26 protein-coding genes are annotated in these 15,507 nt (G+C 33.3%); all 26 read right to left on the reverse strand.

Annotated elements, in window-relative coordinates:
• A complete protein-coding gene (locus J2Z76_RS15625; protein ID WP_209512995.1) occupies positions 1 to 648 on the reverse strand; it encodes an adenylate kinase in 648 nt (215 codons plus the stop codon).
• 14 nt (positions 649 to 662) lie between these two features.
• A complete protein-coding gene (gene secY, locus J2Z76_RS15630) occupies positions 663 to 1,937 on the reverse strand; it encodes a preprotein translocase subunit SecY (protein WP_209512996.1) in 1,275 nt (424 codons plus the stop codon).
• A 2-nt stretch (positions 1,938 to 1,939) separates the two neighbouring features.
• The gene (rplO, locus tag J2Z76_RS15635; RefSeq protein WP_209512997.1) at positions 1,940 to 2,380 is read right to left on the reverse strand and encodes a 50S ribosomal protein L15; all 441 of its coding nucleotides are present in this window, start codon (positions 2,378 to 2,380) and stop codon (positions 1,940 to 1,942) included.
• Between the two features lie 20 nt (positions 2,381 to 2,400).
• Positions 2,401 to 2,577, reverse strand: a complete 177-nt coding sequence (rpmD, locus tag J2Z76_RS15640; protein ID WP_209512998.1) for a 50S ribosomal protein L30 — start codon at positions 2,575 to 2,577, stop codon at positions 2,401 to 2,403.
• 12 nt (positions 2,578 to 2,589) lie between these two features.
• Entirely contained in the window at positions 2,590 to 3,096 is a 507-nt protein-coding gene (gene rpsE, locus J2Z76_RS15645; protein WP_209512999.1) for a 30S ribosomal protein S5, read from the reverse strand.
• 15 nt (positions 3,097 to 3,111) lie between these two features.
• Positions 3,112 to 3,480 (reverse strand): 50S ribosomal protein L18, encoded by a 369-nt coding sequence (gene rplR / locus J2Z76_RS15650; protein ID WP_209513000.1) that lies wholly within the window; start codon positions 3,478 to 3,480, stop codon positions 3,112 to 3,114.
• 21 nt (positions 3,481 to 3,501) lie between these two features.
• The gene (gene rplF / locus J2Z76_RS15655; protein ID WP_209513001.1) at positions 3,502 to 4,041 is read right to left on the reverse strand and encodes a 50S ribosomal protein L6; all 540 of its coding nucleotides are present in this window, start codon (positions 4,039 to 4,041) and stop codon (positions 3,502 to 3,504) included.
• A 25-nt stretch (positions 4,042 to 4,066) separates the two neighbouring features.
• Positions 4,067 to 4,465 (reverse strand): 30S ribosomal protein S8, encoded by a 399-nt coding sequence (rpsH, locus tag J2Z76_RS15660; protein ID WP_209513002.1) that lies wholly within the window; start codon positions 4,463 to 4,465, stop codon positions 4,067 to 4,069.
• Positions 4,466 to 4,493: 28 nt separating this feature from the next.
• Positions 4,494 to 4,679: a type Z 30S ribosomal protein S14 gene (locus tag J2Z76_RS15665; RefSeq protein WP_209513003.1), complete on the reverse strand. Its 186-nt coding sequence runs from the start codon at positions 4,677 to 4,679 to the stop codon at positions 4,494 to 4,496.
• A gap of 13 nt (positions 4,680 to 4,692) precedes the next feature.
• Positions 4,693 to 5,232, reverse strand: a complete 540-nt coding sequence (gene rplE, locus J2Z76_RS15670) for a 50S ribosomal protein L5 (RefSeq protein ID WP_209513004.1) — start codon at positions 5,230 to 5,232, stop codon at positions 4,693 to 4,695.
• A gap of 24 nt (positions 5,233 to 5,256) precedes the next feature.
• Complete coding sequence (gene rplX, locus J2Z76_RS15675; RefSeq protein WP_209513005.1) at positions 5,257 to 5,568, reverse strand: 50S ribosomal protein L24; 312 nt, start codon at positions 5,566 to 5,568, stop codon at positions 5,257 to 5,259.
• A 16-nt stretch (positions 5,569 to 5,584) separates the two neighbouring features.
• Entirely contained in the window at positions 5,585 to 5,953 is a 369-nt protein-coding gene (rplN, locus tag J2Z76_RS15680; RefSeq protein WP_209513006.1) for a 50S ribosomal protein L14, read from the reverse strand.
• Between the two features lie 31 nt (positions 5,954 to 5,984).
• Positions 5,985 to 6,239 (reverse strand): 30S ribosomal protein S17, encoded by a 255-nt coding sequence (gene rpsQ, locus J2Z76_RS15685; protein ID WP_209513007.1) that lies wholly within the window; start codon positions 6,237 to 6,239, stop codon positions 5,985 to 5,987.
• Between the two features lie 24 nt (positions 6,240 to 6,263).
• Positions 6,264 to 6,467, reverse strand: a complete 204-nt coding sequence (rpmC, locus tag J2Z76_RS15690; protein WP_209513021.1) for a 50S ribosomal protein L29 — start codon at positions 6,465 to 6,467, stop codon at positions 6,264 to 6,266.
• On the reverse strand, positions 6,457 to 6,900 hold the full coding sequence (rplP, locus tag J2Z76_RS15695) for a 50S ribosomal protein L16 (protein WP_209513008.1): 444 nt from the start codon (positions 6,898 to 6,900) through the stop codon (positions 6,457 to 6,459). Before rplP ends, rpmC begins: the two co-directional genes overlap by 11 nt.
• 29 nt (positions 6,901 to 6,929) lie before the next feature.
• A complete protein-coding gene (rpsC, locus tag J2Z76_RS15700) occupies positions 6,930 to 7,673 on the reverse strand; it encodes a 30S ribosomal protein S3 (RefSeq protein WP_209513009.1) in 744 nt (247 codons plus the stop codon).
• A gap of 23 nt (positions 7,674 to 7,696) precedes the next feature.
• Positions 7,697 to 8,032, reverse strand: coding sequence for a 50S ribosomal protein L22 (gene rplV, locus J2Z76_RS15705; RefSeq protein WP_209513010.1), 336 nt, complete (start codon positions 8,030 to 8,032; stop codon positions 7,697 to 7,699).
• Positions 8,033 to 8,050: 18 nt separating this feature from the next.
• Complete coding sequence (gene rpsS / locus J2Z76_RS15710) at positions 8,051 to 8,332, reverse strand: 30S ribosomal protein S19 (RefSeq protein ID WP_209513011.1); 282 nt, start codon at positions 8,330 to 8,332, stop codon at positions 8,051 to 8,053.
• A gap of 34 nt (positions 8,333 to 8,366) precedes the next feature.
• Positions 8,367 to 9,200, reverse strand: coding sequence for a 50S ribosomal protein L2 (gene rplB / locus J2Z76_RS15715; protein WP_209513012.1), 834 nt, complete (start codon positions 9,198 to 9,200; stop codon positions 8,367 to 8,369).
• Positions 9,201 to 9,240: 40 nt separating this feature from the next.
• A complete protein-coding gene (rplW, locus tag J2Z76_RS15720; RefSeq protein WP_209513013.1) occupies positions 9,241 to 9,531 on the reverse strand; it encodes a 50S ribosomal protein L23 in 291 nt (96 codons plus the stop codon).
• Complete coding sequence (gene rplD / locus J2Z76_RS15725) at positions 9,531 to 10,154, reverse strand: 50S ribosomal protein L4 (protein ID WP_209513014.1); 624 nt, start codon at positions 10,152 to 10,154, stop codon at positions 9,531 to 9,533. The genes rplW and rplD overlap by 1 nt, the downstream gene beginning before the upstream one ends.
• Before the next feature lie 23 nt (positions 10,155 to 10,177).
• A complete protein-coding gene (gene rplC / locus J2Z76_RS15730) occupies positions 10,178 to 10,810 on the reverse strand; it encodes a 50S ribosomal protein L3 (protein ID WP_209513015.1) in 633 nt (210 codons plus the stop codon).
• A gap of 84 nt (positions 10,811 to 10,894) precedes the next feature.
• The gene (rpsJ, locus tag J2Z76_RS15735) at positions 10,895 to 11,206 is read right to left on the reverse strand and encodes a 30S ribosomal protein S10 (RefSeq protein WP_209513016.1); all 312 of its coding nucleotides are present in this window, start codon (positions 11,204 to 11,206) and stop codon (positions 10,895 to 10,897) included.
• Between the two features lie 341 nt (positions 11,207 to 11,547).
• A complete protein-coding gene (locus J2Z76_RS15740) occupies positions 11,548 to 12,942 on the reverse strand; it encodes a sigma-54 interaction domain-containing protein (RefSeq protein WP_209513017.1) in 1,395 nt (464 codons plus the stop codon).
• Positions 12,943 to 13,302: 360 nt separating this feature from the next.
• Positions 13,303 to 14,778: an alanine/glycine:cation symporter family protein gene (locus J2Z76_RS15745; protein ID WP_209513018.1), complete on the reverse strand. Its 1,476-nt coding sequence runs from the start codon at positions 14,776 to 14,778 to the stop codon at positions 13,303 to 13,305.
• A 543-nt stretch (positions 14,779 to 15,321) separates the two neighbouring features.
• Positions 15,322 to 15,507, reverse strand: a 186-nt coding sequence (locus tag J2Z76_RS15750; RefSeq protein WP_483414544.1) for an EF-Tu C-terminal domain-related protein, incomplete at its 5' end; no start/stop codon positions are given.

The raw sequence follows: 15,507 nt of genomic DNA on the forward strand, positions 1-15,507 counted from the left end.
TTATCTTCCCCTCAATTTTGCAACAATGTCTTTGCCAACCTCAGCTATTGGTTTTTCACCATTTATATTTACTAATATACCTTTGTTAGAATAATACTCTATTAAAGGCGCTGTTTGTTCTTGGTAAACGCTAATTCTTTTTGATACTGTTTCTTCAGTATCATCTTTTCTTTGTAGCAATTCACCACCACATTTGTCACAAATACCTTCTTTAGAAGGCTTGTTAAAAGTCATATGATATGTTTGACCGCAGTCTTTACATACCCTTCTTCCAACTGCTCTAGTTATAAGAAGACTTGAATCTACTTCTATATTAACAACATAGTCAAGATGCTGATTCATGCTTTTTAAAGCACCTTCAAGTGCATCTGCTTGAGCTATTGTTCTTGGGAATCCATCTAAAAGAAATCCATTCTTGCAATCGTCATTAAGCAATCTATCTTTTACCAACTCTACTGTCAATTCATCAGGTACTAAAAGTCCTTGATCCATATATTCTTTAGCTTTCTTTCCAAGAGAAGTTCCCTCTTTAATATTGCTTCTAAATATATCACCTGTAGAAATATGTGGTATTGAAAACTCTTTTACGATTGTTTCAGCCTGTGTTCCTTTACCGGCTCCCGGTGGTCCCAATAATATTGTTCTCATTTCGTACCTCTTTTCTATTTCAAGAATCCCTTGTAATGTCTCATCATCATTTGTGCTTCTATTTGCTTCATAGTTTCAAGAGCAACACCAGTCACAATCAAAAGTGCAGTTCCACCAAATTGAACCTGCAAATTTGTGAATGAAAATACTAAAGTCGGTACTGTCGCTATAAATGCAAGTGCAAGAGCTCCTGCTATAGTTATTCTATTTAAAACTTTATTTAAAAATTCTGCTGTAGGTCTGCCTGGTCTTATACCTGGTATAAAACCTCCATTTTCTTTAAGCGTGTTTGAGTATTCATATGGATTGAACTGAACCGCTGTATAGAAATATGTGAAGAACACTATCAATAATATATTTAATATTGTATAAATGTATACTCCTGGGCTTTGAGCTAAAGAAAAATATTTTTGAATTCCAACAGTCATACTTGGGAAGAAGAATGCTAATGTTTGAGGTATTGCCAACAATGTTGAAGCAAATATAACCGGCATAACTCCTGCCATTAACACTTTCATCGGAATATGTGTGCTTTGTCCGCCATACATTTTTCTACCTACAACTCTTTTTGCATATTGTACAGGTACTCTTCTTTCTCCTTGCTGTATTGCTATAACACCAACTACTATTATTAAAGCGAATATTAAGAATACAACAACTTCTAATATATTTACTGTACCGGCCATCATTAACTGAATAGTACTACCAATATCTGTTGGATATCTTGATACTATACCAGCAAATATTATTAATGATATACCATTACCAATACCTCTATCTGTTATTAATTCTCCCAGCCACATTAAAAATGCAGTTCCTGCTGTAAGAACTATAACAACTGTAAATATTGATGTAAAACTTTTTTCTATTATAGCTTGATTAAAAAATCCTACGCTGTATGCAGTAGCTTGAATCAATGCTAAAACAACAGTTACATATCTAGTCCACTGAGCCATCTTTTTCTTTCCGTCTTCTCTTTTAAATATTTCTTCGAGTTTAGGAATAGCAATTGCAAGCAATTGCAATATAATTGACGCTGTAATGTATGGATATATATTTAAAGCAAATATTGTAAAATCTTTGAATGCACCGCCTGACATTAAATCGAAGAAATCTAATAACCCTGCTCCTGCACTCCCAGCATTAAACATGTTAGCTATTATTTCTCTGTTTATTCCTGGGACAGGAATAACAGCACCTAGTCTATAAACTACTATCATCAACAATGTAAACACAATTCTTTTTCTTAAATCAGGAATTTTCCAAGCGTTTTTCAAAGTTTCAAACACGTTTAAATCACCTCAACTTTTCCACCGGCAGCTTCAATTTTCTCAACTGCTGATTTGCTAAATTTGTGAGCTTTTACTGTCAGTTTCTTAGCAAGGTCACCGTTACCTAAAATTTTAACGCCGTCAAGTTGTTTTTTCAATATTCCTTCTGATTTAAGCATTTCAGGGGTAACTTCTGCACCATCTTCAAACTTATTTAATGCTTCAACGTTTATTTCAGCATATATTGTTCCAAAAATGTTAGTGAATCCTCTCTTTGGAAGTCTCCTGTAAAGAGGCATCTGTCCACCTTCAAAACCTGGTCTTACTCCGCCGCCTGAACGAGATTTTTGTCCGTTCATACCTCTACCAGCAGTTTTACCTTGTCCTGTCGCTGTACCTCTTCCTAATCTTTTTCTTTTCTTAACACTACCAGGATTAGGTTTTAATTCATGAAGTTTCATTTGTACACCTCCTTATAGTTTTATTCTATAACCTCTACCATGAAGTTTACTTTTCTAATCATTCCTCTAATCTGAGGTGTATCTTCTTTTTCAACTACATGGCCTATTTTTCTCAAACCTAGAGCTTTAATATTCTTAACTTGATTAGGAGTTTTAGAAATTATACTTCTAGTTTGTTTTATTTTAATTATTGCCATAATTTTCACCTCTTAACCTAAAATTTCTTCTACAGATTTCCCTCTAATTCTCGCTACATCTTCAGGTCTCTTGAGGGCTTTTAAGGCTTCAATTGTTGCATTTACAACATTCCTAGGGTTATTAGAGCCCAAAGATTTTGTTCTGATATCCTTAATTCCTGCAAGTTCTAACACTGCACGAACTGGTCCACCAGCTATAATTCCAGTACCTTCAGATGCTGGTTTTACAAGAACTCTTCCAGCGCCATATCTACCAATTATTTCATGTGGTACAGTAGTATTAATCATAGGCACTTCGATCATTCTCTTCTTAGCATCCTGAATAGCTTTTCTTATAGCATCTGGAATTTCAATAGCTTTTGCCATTCCAATTCCAACATGGCCATTTTCGTCACCAACAACAACCAAACAGCTAAATCTAAAGTTTCTACCACCTTTAACAACTTTAGTAACACGGTTAATGCTAATAACTTTTTCTTTTACATCCAGTTGGCTTGCATCTATACGTCCACGCTCCATTGATTTACCTCCTTATTAAAATTCAAGTCCGCTTTCTCTTGCTTTATCAGCAAGTACTTTAATTCTGCCATGATATAAATAGCCGCCTCTATCAAAAACAACTGCATTTATACCTTTATCCTTCGCTCTTTCTCCTACTGCCTGACCAACCACTTTGGCTGCTTCAGTTTTAGTCAATTCTGCCACTTTATCTTTTAATTCTTTATCAGCTGTTGAAGCTGAAACAATAGTAGTTCCAGTAGCATCATCTATTACTTGAGCGTATATGTGCTTAGCGCTTCTATAAATATTTAATCTTGGTCTTTCAGGAGTTCCTTGGATCTTATTTCTTATTTTAAAGTGTCTTTCGATTCTCTTTTGATTTCTATCAATTTTCTTAAGCACTAATACTCACTCCTTTCTTAATTATTTACCAGTTTTACCTGCTTTACGTCTAACAACTTCATTAGAGTATTTAATTCCTTTTCCTTTGTAAGGTTCAGGTTTTCTCCAGTCTCTAATTACTGCTGCGTAGTTTCCTACTTGTTGCTTATCTATACCTTTTACTAATATTTTGTTATTTCCTTCAACTGCAGTTTCAATTCCGTTTGGATCTTCCATTTCAACTGGGTGAGAAAAACCTAAGTTCAATACTAGTTTACTACCTTGTTTTTGTGCCCTATATCCAACACCTACTATTTCAAGAACTTTTTGATAGCCTTCAGTTACTCCAACTACCATGTTGTTGATAAGTGTTCTTGTCAATCCGTGAAGTGATTTATGCTCTTTGATTTCTGAAGGTCTAGAAACTGTTATTTCAGTTTCTTTTATTTCAATAACCATAGCCTTTGGCAATTGTTGCTCTAAAGTTCCCTTAGGTCCTTTAACAACTGCATAATTATCTTTATTAATGCTCACTTCAACATTTGCAGGTATATTTATAGGCTTTATACCTATTCTTGACATCTTAGCACCTCCTATTCGTCTATTATTACCATACGTAGCAGATTACTTCTCCGCCAACTCCTTGTATTCTTGCTTTTTTATCTGTTAAAATACCTTTTGATGTGGAAAGTACTGCTATTCCTAATCCGCCAAGTACTCTTGGAGTTTCATCCTTATTTACATACACTCTAAGTCCAGGTTTAGATATTCTTTTAATACCTGTTATTACTCTTTCCTTATTTTGTTGATATTTAAGTTCAACTCTTATAATCCCTTGCTTACCATCATCTATAACATCAAAGCCTTTAATATAGCCTTCTTCTAACAATATATTAGCAATTTCTTTCTTAATTTTTGAAGACGGTACATCAACAAATTCATGTTTTGCGTGATTACCATTTCTAATTCTCGTTAACATATCAGCGATAGGATCTGTCATTACCATGTAAGTAACCTCCTTCCATTTTTAAATTTTACCAACTAGCTTTTTTTACGCCTGGTATTTGTCCTTTATAAGCTAGTTCTCTAAAGCATATACGGCATATACCGAATTTCCTTAAATAAGCATGAGGTCTTCCACAAATATTACATCTTGTATATTCTCTCGTAGAAAACTTTTGTTTTCTCTGTTGTTTAATTTTTAGAGATGTTTTTGCCACTTTCAACCCTCCCTTACTTACTAAAAGGCATACCCAATAATTTCAAAAGCTCACGTGCTTCTTCATCTGTATTAGCTGTTGTTGTTACAATTATGTCCATACCTCTTATTTTATCTATTTTATCATAATTTATCTCTGGAAAAATCAACTGTTCCTTAATTCCTAAAGCGTAGTTTCCTCTACCATCAAAAGCTGTTTTTGATACGCCTCTGAAGTCTCTTACTCTAGGTAATGCAACATTAACTAATTTATCAAAGAATTCATACATGTGTTCGCCTCTTAGTGTAACTTTGCAACCAACTGCCATGCCTTCTCTTAATTTAAAGTTAGATATTGATTTTCTTGCTTTTGTAACTACAGGTTTTTGACCTGCAATTAATGTCATCTCTTCAACTGCATTGTCTAGGAATTTTTGATTCTCTTTAGCTTCGCCAACTCCCATGTTAATAATTATTTTTTCTATTTTAGGTGCCTGCATAATGCTTTCGTATTGGAACTTTTCCATTAACGCGGGCACTACTTTTTCCTTATATGTCTCTTTTAATCTAGCCATATAGTTCGTACCTCCTTCCCTGCATTATTCAAACATTTCTCCACATTTCTTACATGCTCTTACTTTTTTTCCACTATCTAATATTTTCTTTTCAGTTCTTACGCCTGTTTTACATTTATCACAGTAAAGCATAACATTTGATACATTTATAGAGTTCTCTTGGTGCAAGATACCTGCTTGCTGCATTTGTTGGTTTGCTTTTTTATGTTTAGTAACCATATTTATGCCTTCAACAATAACTCTATTTTGTTTTGGTAAGCTAGTAAGTACCTTGCCAATCTTACCATTATCTTTGCCAGCTGTTACTACTACTTTATCGCCTTTTTTAACGTGCATCCTTATACACCTCCTATTAAAGTACTTCCGGTGCTAATGAGATTATTTTCATGAACTTTCCATCTCTTAATTCTCTCGTTATAGGTCCAAATATACGAGTTCCTACAGGTGTTTTATCTTCTTTTATAATTACAGCAGCATTTTCATCAAACTTGATATATGTGCCATCATTTCTTCTTACACCAGTTTTTGTTCTTACTATTACAGCTTTTACTACATCACCCTTCTTAACAACTCCTCCAGGTGTTGCAGATTTAACCGCACATACAATTGTATCGCCAATGTTTCCATATTTACGATTTGATCCGCCCATTACTCTAATTACAAGTACTTCTTTAGCACCTGAATTATCAGCGACTCTTAACCTTGACTCTGTTTGTATCATTTTTCAAAACCTCCCTTCAATTGTCTTAGGGTTATTTAGCTTCCTCAAGTACTTCAACCAATCTCCATCTTTTATCTTTTGACAATGGTCTTGTTTCCATTATTTTAACTTTGTCACCGATTTTACATTGATTTTCTTCATCGTGAACTTTAAATTTCTTTGTTATTTTGATTTGTTTTTTATAAAGAGGATGTGCTACAAGACTTTCAGTAGCAACTACTATTGTCTTATCCATTTTATCACTAACTACTTTTCCAATTCTTACTTTTCTGTTGCCTCTTTCCAAAGTAAATAATCCTCCTTTCTTAAACTATTGCGCATTTATATTTAATTCTCGTTCTCTAAGAATAGTTTTAACTCTCGCAATGTCTTTTTTAACTTTATTTATTCTCATGGGATTATCAAGCTCGCCAGTAGCAAGTTGAAATCTCAGATTGAAAAGCTCTGTTTTCAAATCAACAACTGATTGATTCAGTTCATTTACTGATTTATCTCTCAATTCTTTAGCTTTCATTTGCTTCACCATCCTTTTCTACTGCCTGATCTTTGGTAACAAATTTGCACTTAATAGGCAATTTATGCATGGCAAGTCTCATAGCCTCTCTAGCTACTTCCTCTGATATTCCTGACATTTCGAACATTACTCTGCCCGGCTTTACAACTGCTACCCAGTATTCAGGTGATCCTTTACCTTTACCCATACGAGTCTCGGCAGGTTTTTTAGTTACTGGTTTATCAGGGAATATTTTTATCCAAATTTTTCCGCCTCTTTTTATATATCTTGTCATAGCTCTTCTGGCAGCTTCTATTTGATTTGATGTTATCCAAGCAGGTTCTGTTGCTTGAAGCCCATAGTCGCCATAAGTTATAGTATTTCCTCTAGTAGCTACACCAGTCATTCTTCCTCTTTGAACCTTACGGCGTTTTACTCTTTTAGGCATTAACATAATAATCTTCCTCCTTCCTTCAGGACTTATTACTTTTTATCTCTTTTAAAGTTATTATTGTTATTAGGTTTTCTTTTTCTTCTGTTATCTCTATCTCCAGGAGCCTTTGTTGGTTCTTGGTTATCGGATAATAAAGATCCTGATTTTCTTAATATCTCGCCTCTGCATATCCATACTTTAACTCCAACTTTACCAAATGTAGTATTTGCTTCTGCAAAGCCATAGCTAATGTCTGCTCTTAGTGTTTGTAGAGGTATTTTACCTTCACTATATCCTTCTGTTCTAGCCATATCAGCACCATTCAATCTTCCTGATACTGATGTTTTTATTCCTTTTGCGCCCATTTTCATAGATCTTTGAATTGATTGTTTCATTGCTCTTCTGAAAGAAACACGCTTTTCAATTTGACTTGCAATATTTTCTGCAACTAATTGAGCATTTAATTCTGGAACTTTTATTTCCTCAACATTTATTATTACAGTTTTTCCTGTTATTTTTTCTATGCTGTTCTTTAACAGTTCTACTCCAGAACCGCCTTTACCGATGATCATACCAGGCTTCGCTGTGAATACACTTACTTTAACTCTACTAGCGAATCTCTCAATTTCAATTTTTGCTATTCCTGCTTGAAATAAGCTTCCTTTTATATATTCACGGATTTTATAGTCTTCCGTTAAGTTTATACCAAAACTCTTTTTGTCAGCATACCATTTAGAGTCCCAATCTTTAATAATTCCAACTCTTATTCCATGAGGATTTACTTTCTGACCCATTTTTAACCTCCTTTGCTGTTTTACTATTCTCTTTCTTTTACAACCGCACCAACGTGACTACTTCTTTTTAATATTTTATACGCAGAGCCTTTTGCTCTAGGTCTCCATCTCTTAAGAGTAGGCCCTTGATTAGCATATACCTCAGAAACATATAATTTGTCTCTATCTAAATCGAAGTTGTTTTCAGCATTAGCTGTTGCAGACTTAACTACTTTTTCTAAAATTTTAGCTCCCTTGCTTGGGTAAAATTTCAATATAGTTAATGCCTCATCAACATTTTTACCTCTAACCATATCACACACGAATCTCATTTTTCTAGGTGATACTCTTATATATTTAGCAATTGCCTTAGCTTCCATTTAAGCTTGCCTCCCTTCTTATTTAACTTTTGAAGATCTATCAGTCTTATCATGTCCTCTATAAGTCCTTGTCGGAGCAAATTCACCGAGTTTGTGTCCAACCATATCTTCAGTTATATATACAGGAACGTGCTTTCTGCCATCATGTATAGCTAGTGTGTGACCTACCATTTCGGGGAATATTGTTGATCTTCTCGACCATGTTTTTAAAACCTTTTTATTATTAGCGTCGTTCATATCCACGATTTTTTTCAGAAGACTTGGCTCACAATAAGGCCCTTTCTTTAATGATCTACCCATTCACTATTTCCTCCTTTCACAAAACCTGTTTTTACTATTTTCCATTTCTTCTTCTTACTATCATCTTATCAGATTTTTTCTTTTTCTTACGAGTTTTATAACCAAGTGCTGGTTTACCCCAAGGAGTTACTGGTGCAGGTCTACCTACTGGTGCCCTACCTTCTCCACCACCATGAGGGTGATCGTTAGGGTTCATTACACTACCTCTTACAGTTGGTCTAATACCCATATGTCTTTTTCTTCCAGCCTTACCTATTGATATATTTTCATGATCTAAGTTACCTACTTGACCAATTGTTGCTCTGCAATCCATGCTTATCATTCTTACTTCACCAGATGGAAGTCTTACTTGAGCATATTTGCCTTCTTTAGCCATAAGCTGTGCAGCATTACCTGCTGATCTTACCATTTGAGCGCCTTTACCAGGTTTAAGCTCTATGTTGTGAATCATTGTACCTACTGGGATATTTCTAACAGGAAGTGCATTTCCTATTTTGATATCTGCATCAGGTCCTGAAACTATCATATCTCCAACTTTTATTTTATAAGGAGCTATAATATATTTTTTTTCACCGTCTACATAATTTATAAGTGCTATATTTGCACTTCTATTTGGATCATACTCAATAGTTGCAACTCTTCCGGGAATTCCATCTTTGTTTCTTTTGAAATCTATAATTCTATATTTTCTCTTTTCTCCGCCGCCTCTATGACGTACTGTTATTCTGCCATAAGCATTTCTTCCTGCTTGACTGCTTAATGGAGCTAATAGAGATTTCTCAGGTTCGTTAGTAGTAATTTCCTCAAATGTTGATACAGTCATCTGTCTCAAAGCCGGAGAGGTTGGTCTGTATTTTCTAATACCCATGAGATTTTCCTCCTTTTGTTCAATTTATATTACTAATTTTTTAAATACCGTCAAAAAACTCTATTGTTTTACTACCTTCTGTTAAAGTAATAATCGCTTTTTTCCAGTCAGCTTTTTTACCAATATGCACGCCCTGTCTCTTTTTCTTTCCGAGCATGTTCATTGTATTAACTTTTTCTACTTTTACACCAAATACTTGTTCCACAGCATTTTTTATCTCAGTTTTGTTAGATCTTTTATCAACAACAAATGTGTATTTCTTATCTGCCATTAAATCCATACTGTTTTCAGTTACTATTGGTCTAATTATTATATCATGTGGATCGCGCATTATGCGTACACCTCCTCCACTTTATTAACTGCTTCTTTAGTTAATATTAAAGAGTCACAGTTTAAAATATCATATACATTAATTGTATTAACATAAGATGTTTTAACTCCTGCTATGTTTGCTGATGCTCTAACAACAGCTTCATCTCTTTCAGGAATAACTATTAAAGCTTTTTTTCCTGAATTAAGATTTTTTAAAACCTTAACCATTTCTTTTGTTTTTGGTTGTTCCAATGTTAATTGGTCTACAACTATTATTTCTAAATCTTCAACTTTTGAACTTAATGCTGATTTAAGAGCCAATCTTTTAACTTTCTTAGGAATTGAGTAGCTGTAATCTCTTGGTTTTGGTGCAAATACAACACCGCCGCCTTTCCATTGTGGCGCTCTAATACTACCTTGTCTTGCTCTACCTGTACCTTTTTGTCTCCAAGGTTTTCTTCCGCCACCTCTTACTTCTGCTCTAGTCTTTGCTGATTGAGTTCCTTGTCTTTGATTAGCTAAATAATTTTTAACAGCTTCATACATTACATGAGTATTAACTTTGACTCCAAATATATCATCATTTAACTCTATGTCACCTATTTGGCTACCTGTTATATCATAAAGAGCTACTTTTGGCATCTTTAATCCTCCTTTCCCAACAATTATTTATTAAATCTAACTGTTTCTCTTATTTTTACTAAACCTTTTTTAGGTCCTGGTATTGCACCTTTTAAAAGTATTGCATTTTTATCTACATCAACTTTTATTACTTCAAGGTTTAATACTGTTACTCTTTCATGTCCCATGTGTCCATGAGCTTTTGTTCCTTTTACTACTTTTGCTGGGTATGCGGAAGCTCCTAAAGAACCTCTTAATCTGTGAAATTTAGAACCATGGCTCATAGGTCCTCTATGATGACCGTGCCTTTTAATGCTACCAGCAAATCCCTTACCTTTTGATGTACCAATAACGTCTACTTTATCACCAGCTTGGAAAACTTCAACTCCAATTTTTTGACCAATTTCATAGTCATCAATGTTATCTACTTTGAATTCTCTTAAGAACTTTTTAGGCTCTAATTTAGCTTTTTCAAAATGACCCTTTATAGGTTTAGTAACATTCTTAGGCTTTACTTTTCCAAATCCAACTTGAATCGCATCGTATCCATCTTTTTCAACAGTCTTCTTTTGAACCACAACTATTTCTCCTGATTCAACAACTGTTACCGGAACAACTTCACCTTGTTCTGTGAACACTTGAGTCATTCCAACTTTTTTTCCTAAAATTGATTTCATTTTACACCTCCTAATTTCTTACAGCGGATTACTTTTATAAGTAATCATTCTAAGCAGAGTGTATATTTTTTTCTCTACTTGCTATTATAATTTGATTTCAATGTCTACCCCTGCAGGCAAATTAAGTTTCATTAATGAGTCTACAGTTTTTGGAGTAGGGTTAGTTATGTCAATTAATCTTTTATGTGTTCTTTGCTCAAACTGTTCTCTAGAGTCTTTGTACTTGTGAACAGCTCTAAGTATTGTAACGATCTGCTTTTCAGTTGGAAGAGGAATCGGTCCAGCAACTGTTGCGCCAGTACTTTTAGCCGTTTCAACTATTTTTTGTGCAGATTGATCAATTAATTGATGATCATAAGCTTTTAACCTTATTCTTATTTTTTGTGCATTTGCCATTTTTCTACCTCCTTTTTCGTATGTCATCCATACAACTCGGGATTGCTTGATACACCTATCCGGGTGTTTCTATTTTTTTTAAAAAGCAATACCGGTCGCCCCGTTTTATAAACAGGACATACTCTGCAAAAATTCCCTGAAATCAGCAACCTTTTGCGTCATCGCATGTGGCAAGCTTGTTAATAATAAACCATAAATAAACATAAATCAAGTGTTTTTTTAATATATTTCTAATTCTTAACAACTGTTACTTTTTGTTAACAATCTTTCTGTTTTAACTTTACAATACAAGTTAATAATGTTGATTTTTTAGCTTTTCATAAATTGATACACCTAATTAGTTACTCTATACCTTTATCTACCTTTATTCCTAATTTGTCCATTTTATAATATAATGTTTGTCTTGGTATATCTAGCTTCCTTGATGTTTTAGAAATATTATAATCATTTTTTAATAAAGATTGACATATAATTCTTTTTTCATATTGACTTAACAATTCATTAAGTGGTTCATCTATTTCTTCATTTGTTATATATCTATTAATAAAGTTCTCTTTTTTTCTTTGTTGCTCAACAAAGTATGGTATATCTGATTTAACAATAATATTCCCTTCAGCTAAATTAACTGCATGTTCAATGGAATGACGTAATTCTCTAATATTTCCGGGCCAATCATATTTTTCAAAAAATTCTAACACATCTTTAGAAAACCCTCTTATGTTTTTTCCTAAGTTTCTATTAAATTCATCTAAAAAGCAATTAGCAAGTTCAAGTAAATCATCTCTATTATCTCTTAGTGGAATTAAACTAAAACCTATTACATTTAACCTGTAAAATAAATCTTTTCTGATTTTTCCTTCTTCTAACGACTTAAGGGGATCTTCATTTAATGCAGCAATTATTCTTACATCAACTTTTCTTATTTTGTTTTCTCCTACTCTTCTTATAAATCCATCTTGAAGAAATCTCAATAATTTAGCTTGAAGTGTTATATCCATAGAATTAATTTCATCTAAAAATAAAGTACCACCATCTGCTGATTCTATTAAACCTTTTGAATCTCTGGCTCCAGTGAAGCTCCCCAAAGTTGTACCAAATAATATACTTTCAAGAAGTGTCCCTGGAATAGCGGCACAATTTTGTGCTACAAATGGTTTATCATGTCTTTTGCTTTCGTTATGTATACTTTGCACCACTAATTCTTTGCCTGTTCCAGTTTCCCCATATACTATAACAGGTGATTTACTGTCTGCAATTTTTTTTACTTTCTTTTTAACATCTGAAATATTTTTACTACTACCCACAATATCATTTAATGTGTATGTAGCCTTTTCAATTATATTATTTTCACCTTTTTTATTGTATTTACTCTGGTTTATATTTTTATATTGATCAACATCTGAAAATATTTCAATTGCTCCTTCTATTTGGCCATTTTCATAAAAAGGAATAGTCGTTGAAAGAATAGTTGTTTTCTTGCTTTTATAATTAAAATAATCTTGCACATAATTTTTCAAACATTCTCCTGTTGATAATGCTCTCATTATTGTACTAGTTTCTGCCGTTAGTTTAGGAAATATCTCTAACAAATGTTTACCTACAGCATTTTCAACATTTACTCCTGCTAGGTCATTTGCCGATTGATTATAAAAAGTAACAATTCCATTTTTATCTACAATAAATATTCCACTATATATGTTCTCTGATATTAATTTTAAAATATTCTTATAATCCATATTTATTTTTTATCTCCTGTTACATTTTTTCTATACTATGATTAGAGTGTTGAAATACACCTTAATTCAATAGATATAATTTTTAGAAAATTTAACGCATACTCGTTTTTTTAGTAATTTCTATCTGTTTAATACAACTACCATAAGTTCAAAGTTAATCATGTTATTATATCATATGCTTTGAAGAATATAAATATATTTTTATGCAATTGACAAATAATTGAGCAAACATCAATTAATTCAGAATTTCTTAATTATAAAAAACCTGCAATTTATTTTTAAATAATTCGCAGGTTTAATATTTTTTCAAACGTAAAAAACAGGATTCTGAATAATCTATATTTTAATCGTTAAAGTGAATTATTTAGCCTGTATTTTTTTAGCGTTGATGTCTTTCCAAAGTTCAACATCAACACCTTTCCAAGAAAGTTTGTCAGGATCATAGTAAGGATCCTTGCCAGCTTCCATTTGTTCAACATAATCTTTGTACAAAGCAACACATTTTGGGAACAATAAGATAACGACTAACATATTAATCCATGTAGTTCCACCAAGAGCAAAGTCAGAAAGATTCCAAGCTGTATCCGATTCAATGATACCCCAGCAGAATACTATAACTGGCATACCAAATTGTAAAATTTTCGTAATCATTTTACGAGTTTTTTGTTGTTCTGGTTTTTGGAACAGGTACATAGCTGCTGTTTCTGCTTCATAATAGTAGCTGATTAAGCATGTAAAAGAGAATAATAACAGCATAAATGCAATAAAGATATGACCAAAATTACCAAGAACTGTACTAGCAGCAGTTTGAACGAATACAATACCACCAGTAACACCTTCAGCAATACCACTACCACTATAACCGCCTGCTGTATTGAAAGTGTCAGTTAAAAGAATCAAAAGACCTGAACATGTACATACGACAACTGTATCTAACCATACGCCGGCAGCATTTGATAAACCTTGCTTAACAGGATGGCTAGTTTCAACAGCAGCAGCTGTTGGTGAAGCCTCACCCATACCTGAAGCAGATGAGAAAGTACCTCTTTTAACACCTTGTGCAATAGCAGTACCAATTGTTCCACCAAAAATAGCGTTTAAACCAAATGCAGCGGAAAAAACACTAGAAATTACTGCCGGTAATCTTGTAATATTTAAAACTAAAACTATAAGAGTAATACCCATATAGACAACTGTCATAAATGGAACTATTGAAGAGGCTACAGAACTAATACGTTTTATACCACCAAGTACTGTTATAAGTAGTAAAACTGCAATACAAGCTGATATAACAACCATTGGAATACCCGTAGCTTGATGGAATGCATCAGAAACTGTGAATGTAGCAGCTGCTGGCATAAATACAGAAGTAGCTACAAACATAACTGCAGCCATAAATGTACCATATGCGCCCCAACCAAGTCCACGAGCTGCACAATAAGAACCACCGCCACGGTATTCACCGTCAACACGAATTTTATACAACTGGCCTAATGTACATTCAGAAAAGCAAACTGCAGAGTTAGTCATACCTATAAGTATCATCCAAAATAATGCACCAGGGCCACCAGCATAAATTGCAACAGCAACGCCTGCTACATTACCTGTACCAATACGCATAGCCATTGTTGTACAGAAAGATGCAAAAGAGGATATACCTGACTCCGAGTCTCCTTTTTCTATAATACGGCTCCACATATCTTTAAAACGAACAAATTGAAAAAAACCTAATTTTATTGTAAAGTAAATACCTGCACCACCAATAAGTATGAGCATACCAATACCCCAGATATAGCTGTTTGCCCAACCAACAAAACTATTTAAAAAATCCAACATAATTTTCCTCCTGATTTAATATTATTGCGTTTTTTCACTTTTAGCTAGTACTCGCTAAAAATTTCAACCTCTGTAAAACCTTTTCATTATTGTTAATACTTAAATAAACTACCTTCAAAGACACCTCCCTATAAAAAGATTTAATAGGCTTTTGCAAAACGCTACAACCAGTGAAAAATGGGATTTTTCATTTTTCAGAAATAGGTTTGCAATTTACCTAAAGCAATTATCTTATTATATAAGCAACTACTGTGCCAATTCTTCTATTTTCTTTCAAAGCTACACTGTTTAAGTAATATAATGGGATAAAATACAACATAATAAAATTCACACTATTTAAAAGTGAGTTTTATTATGTTGTATTTTATTAAGATCTACAGAAAAATTACAAAATTTTGTACATAATTATCTTACATATGTACAAAATTCCATAAAATTTTATTAAATCAGTAAAGAGACAATATTTCTACATTATAGAAAAGAGAACACAATAACAAAAGAGGGCTCCGTATACTGAAGCCCTCTTTATTATTGTTAATATTATTATTTGATTATTTGAGCAACAACTCCAGATCCAACAGTTCTTCCGCCTTCTCTGATTGCAAATCTTAATCCTTCTTCTATTGCTATTGGATGGATTAATTCTACTGTAAATGTTGCATTATCTCCAGGCATACACATTTCTACGCCTTCTTGTAAATCTATTGATCCTGTAATATCTGTTGTTCT

Origin of the sequence: Sedimentibacter acidaminivorans (genome assembly GCF_017873955.1) — a bacterium.
Lineage (GTDB): Bacteria > Bacillota > Clostridia > Tissierellales > Sedimentibacteraceae > Sedimentibacter > Sedimentibacter acidaminivorans.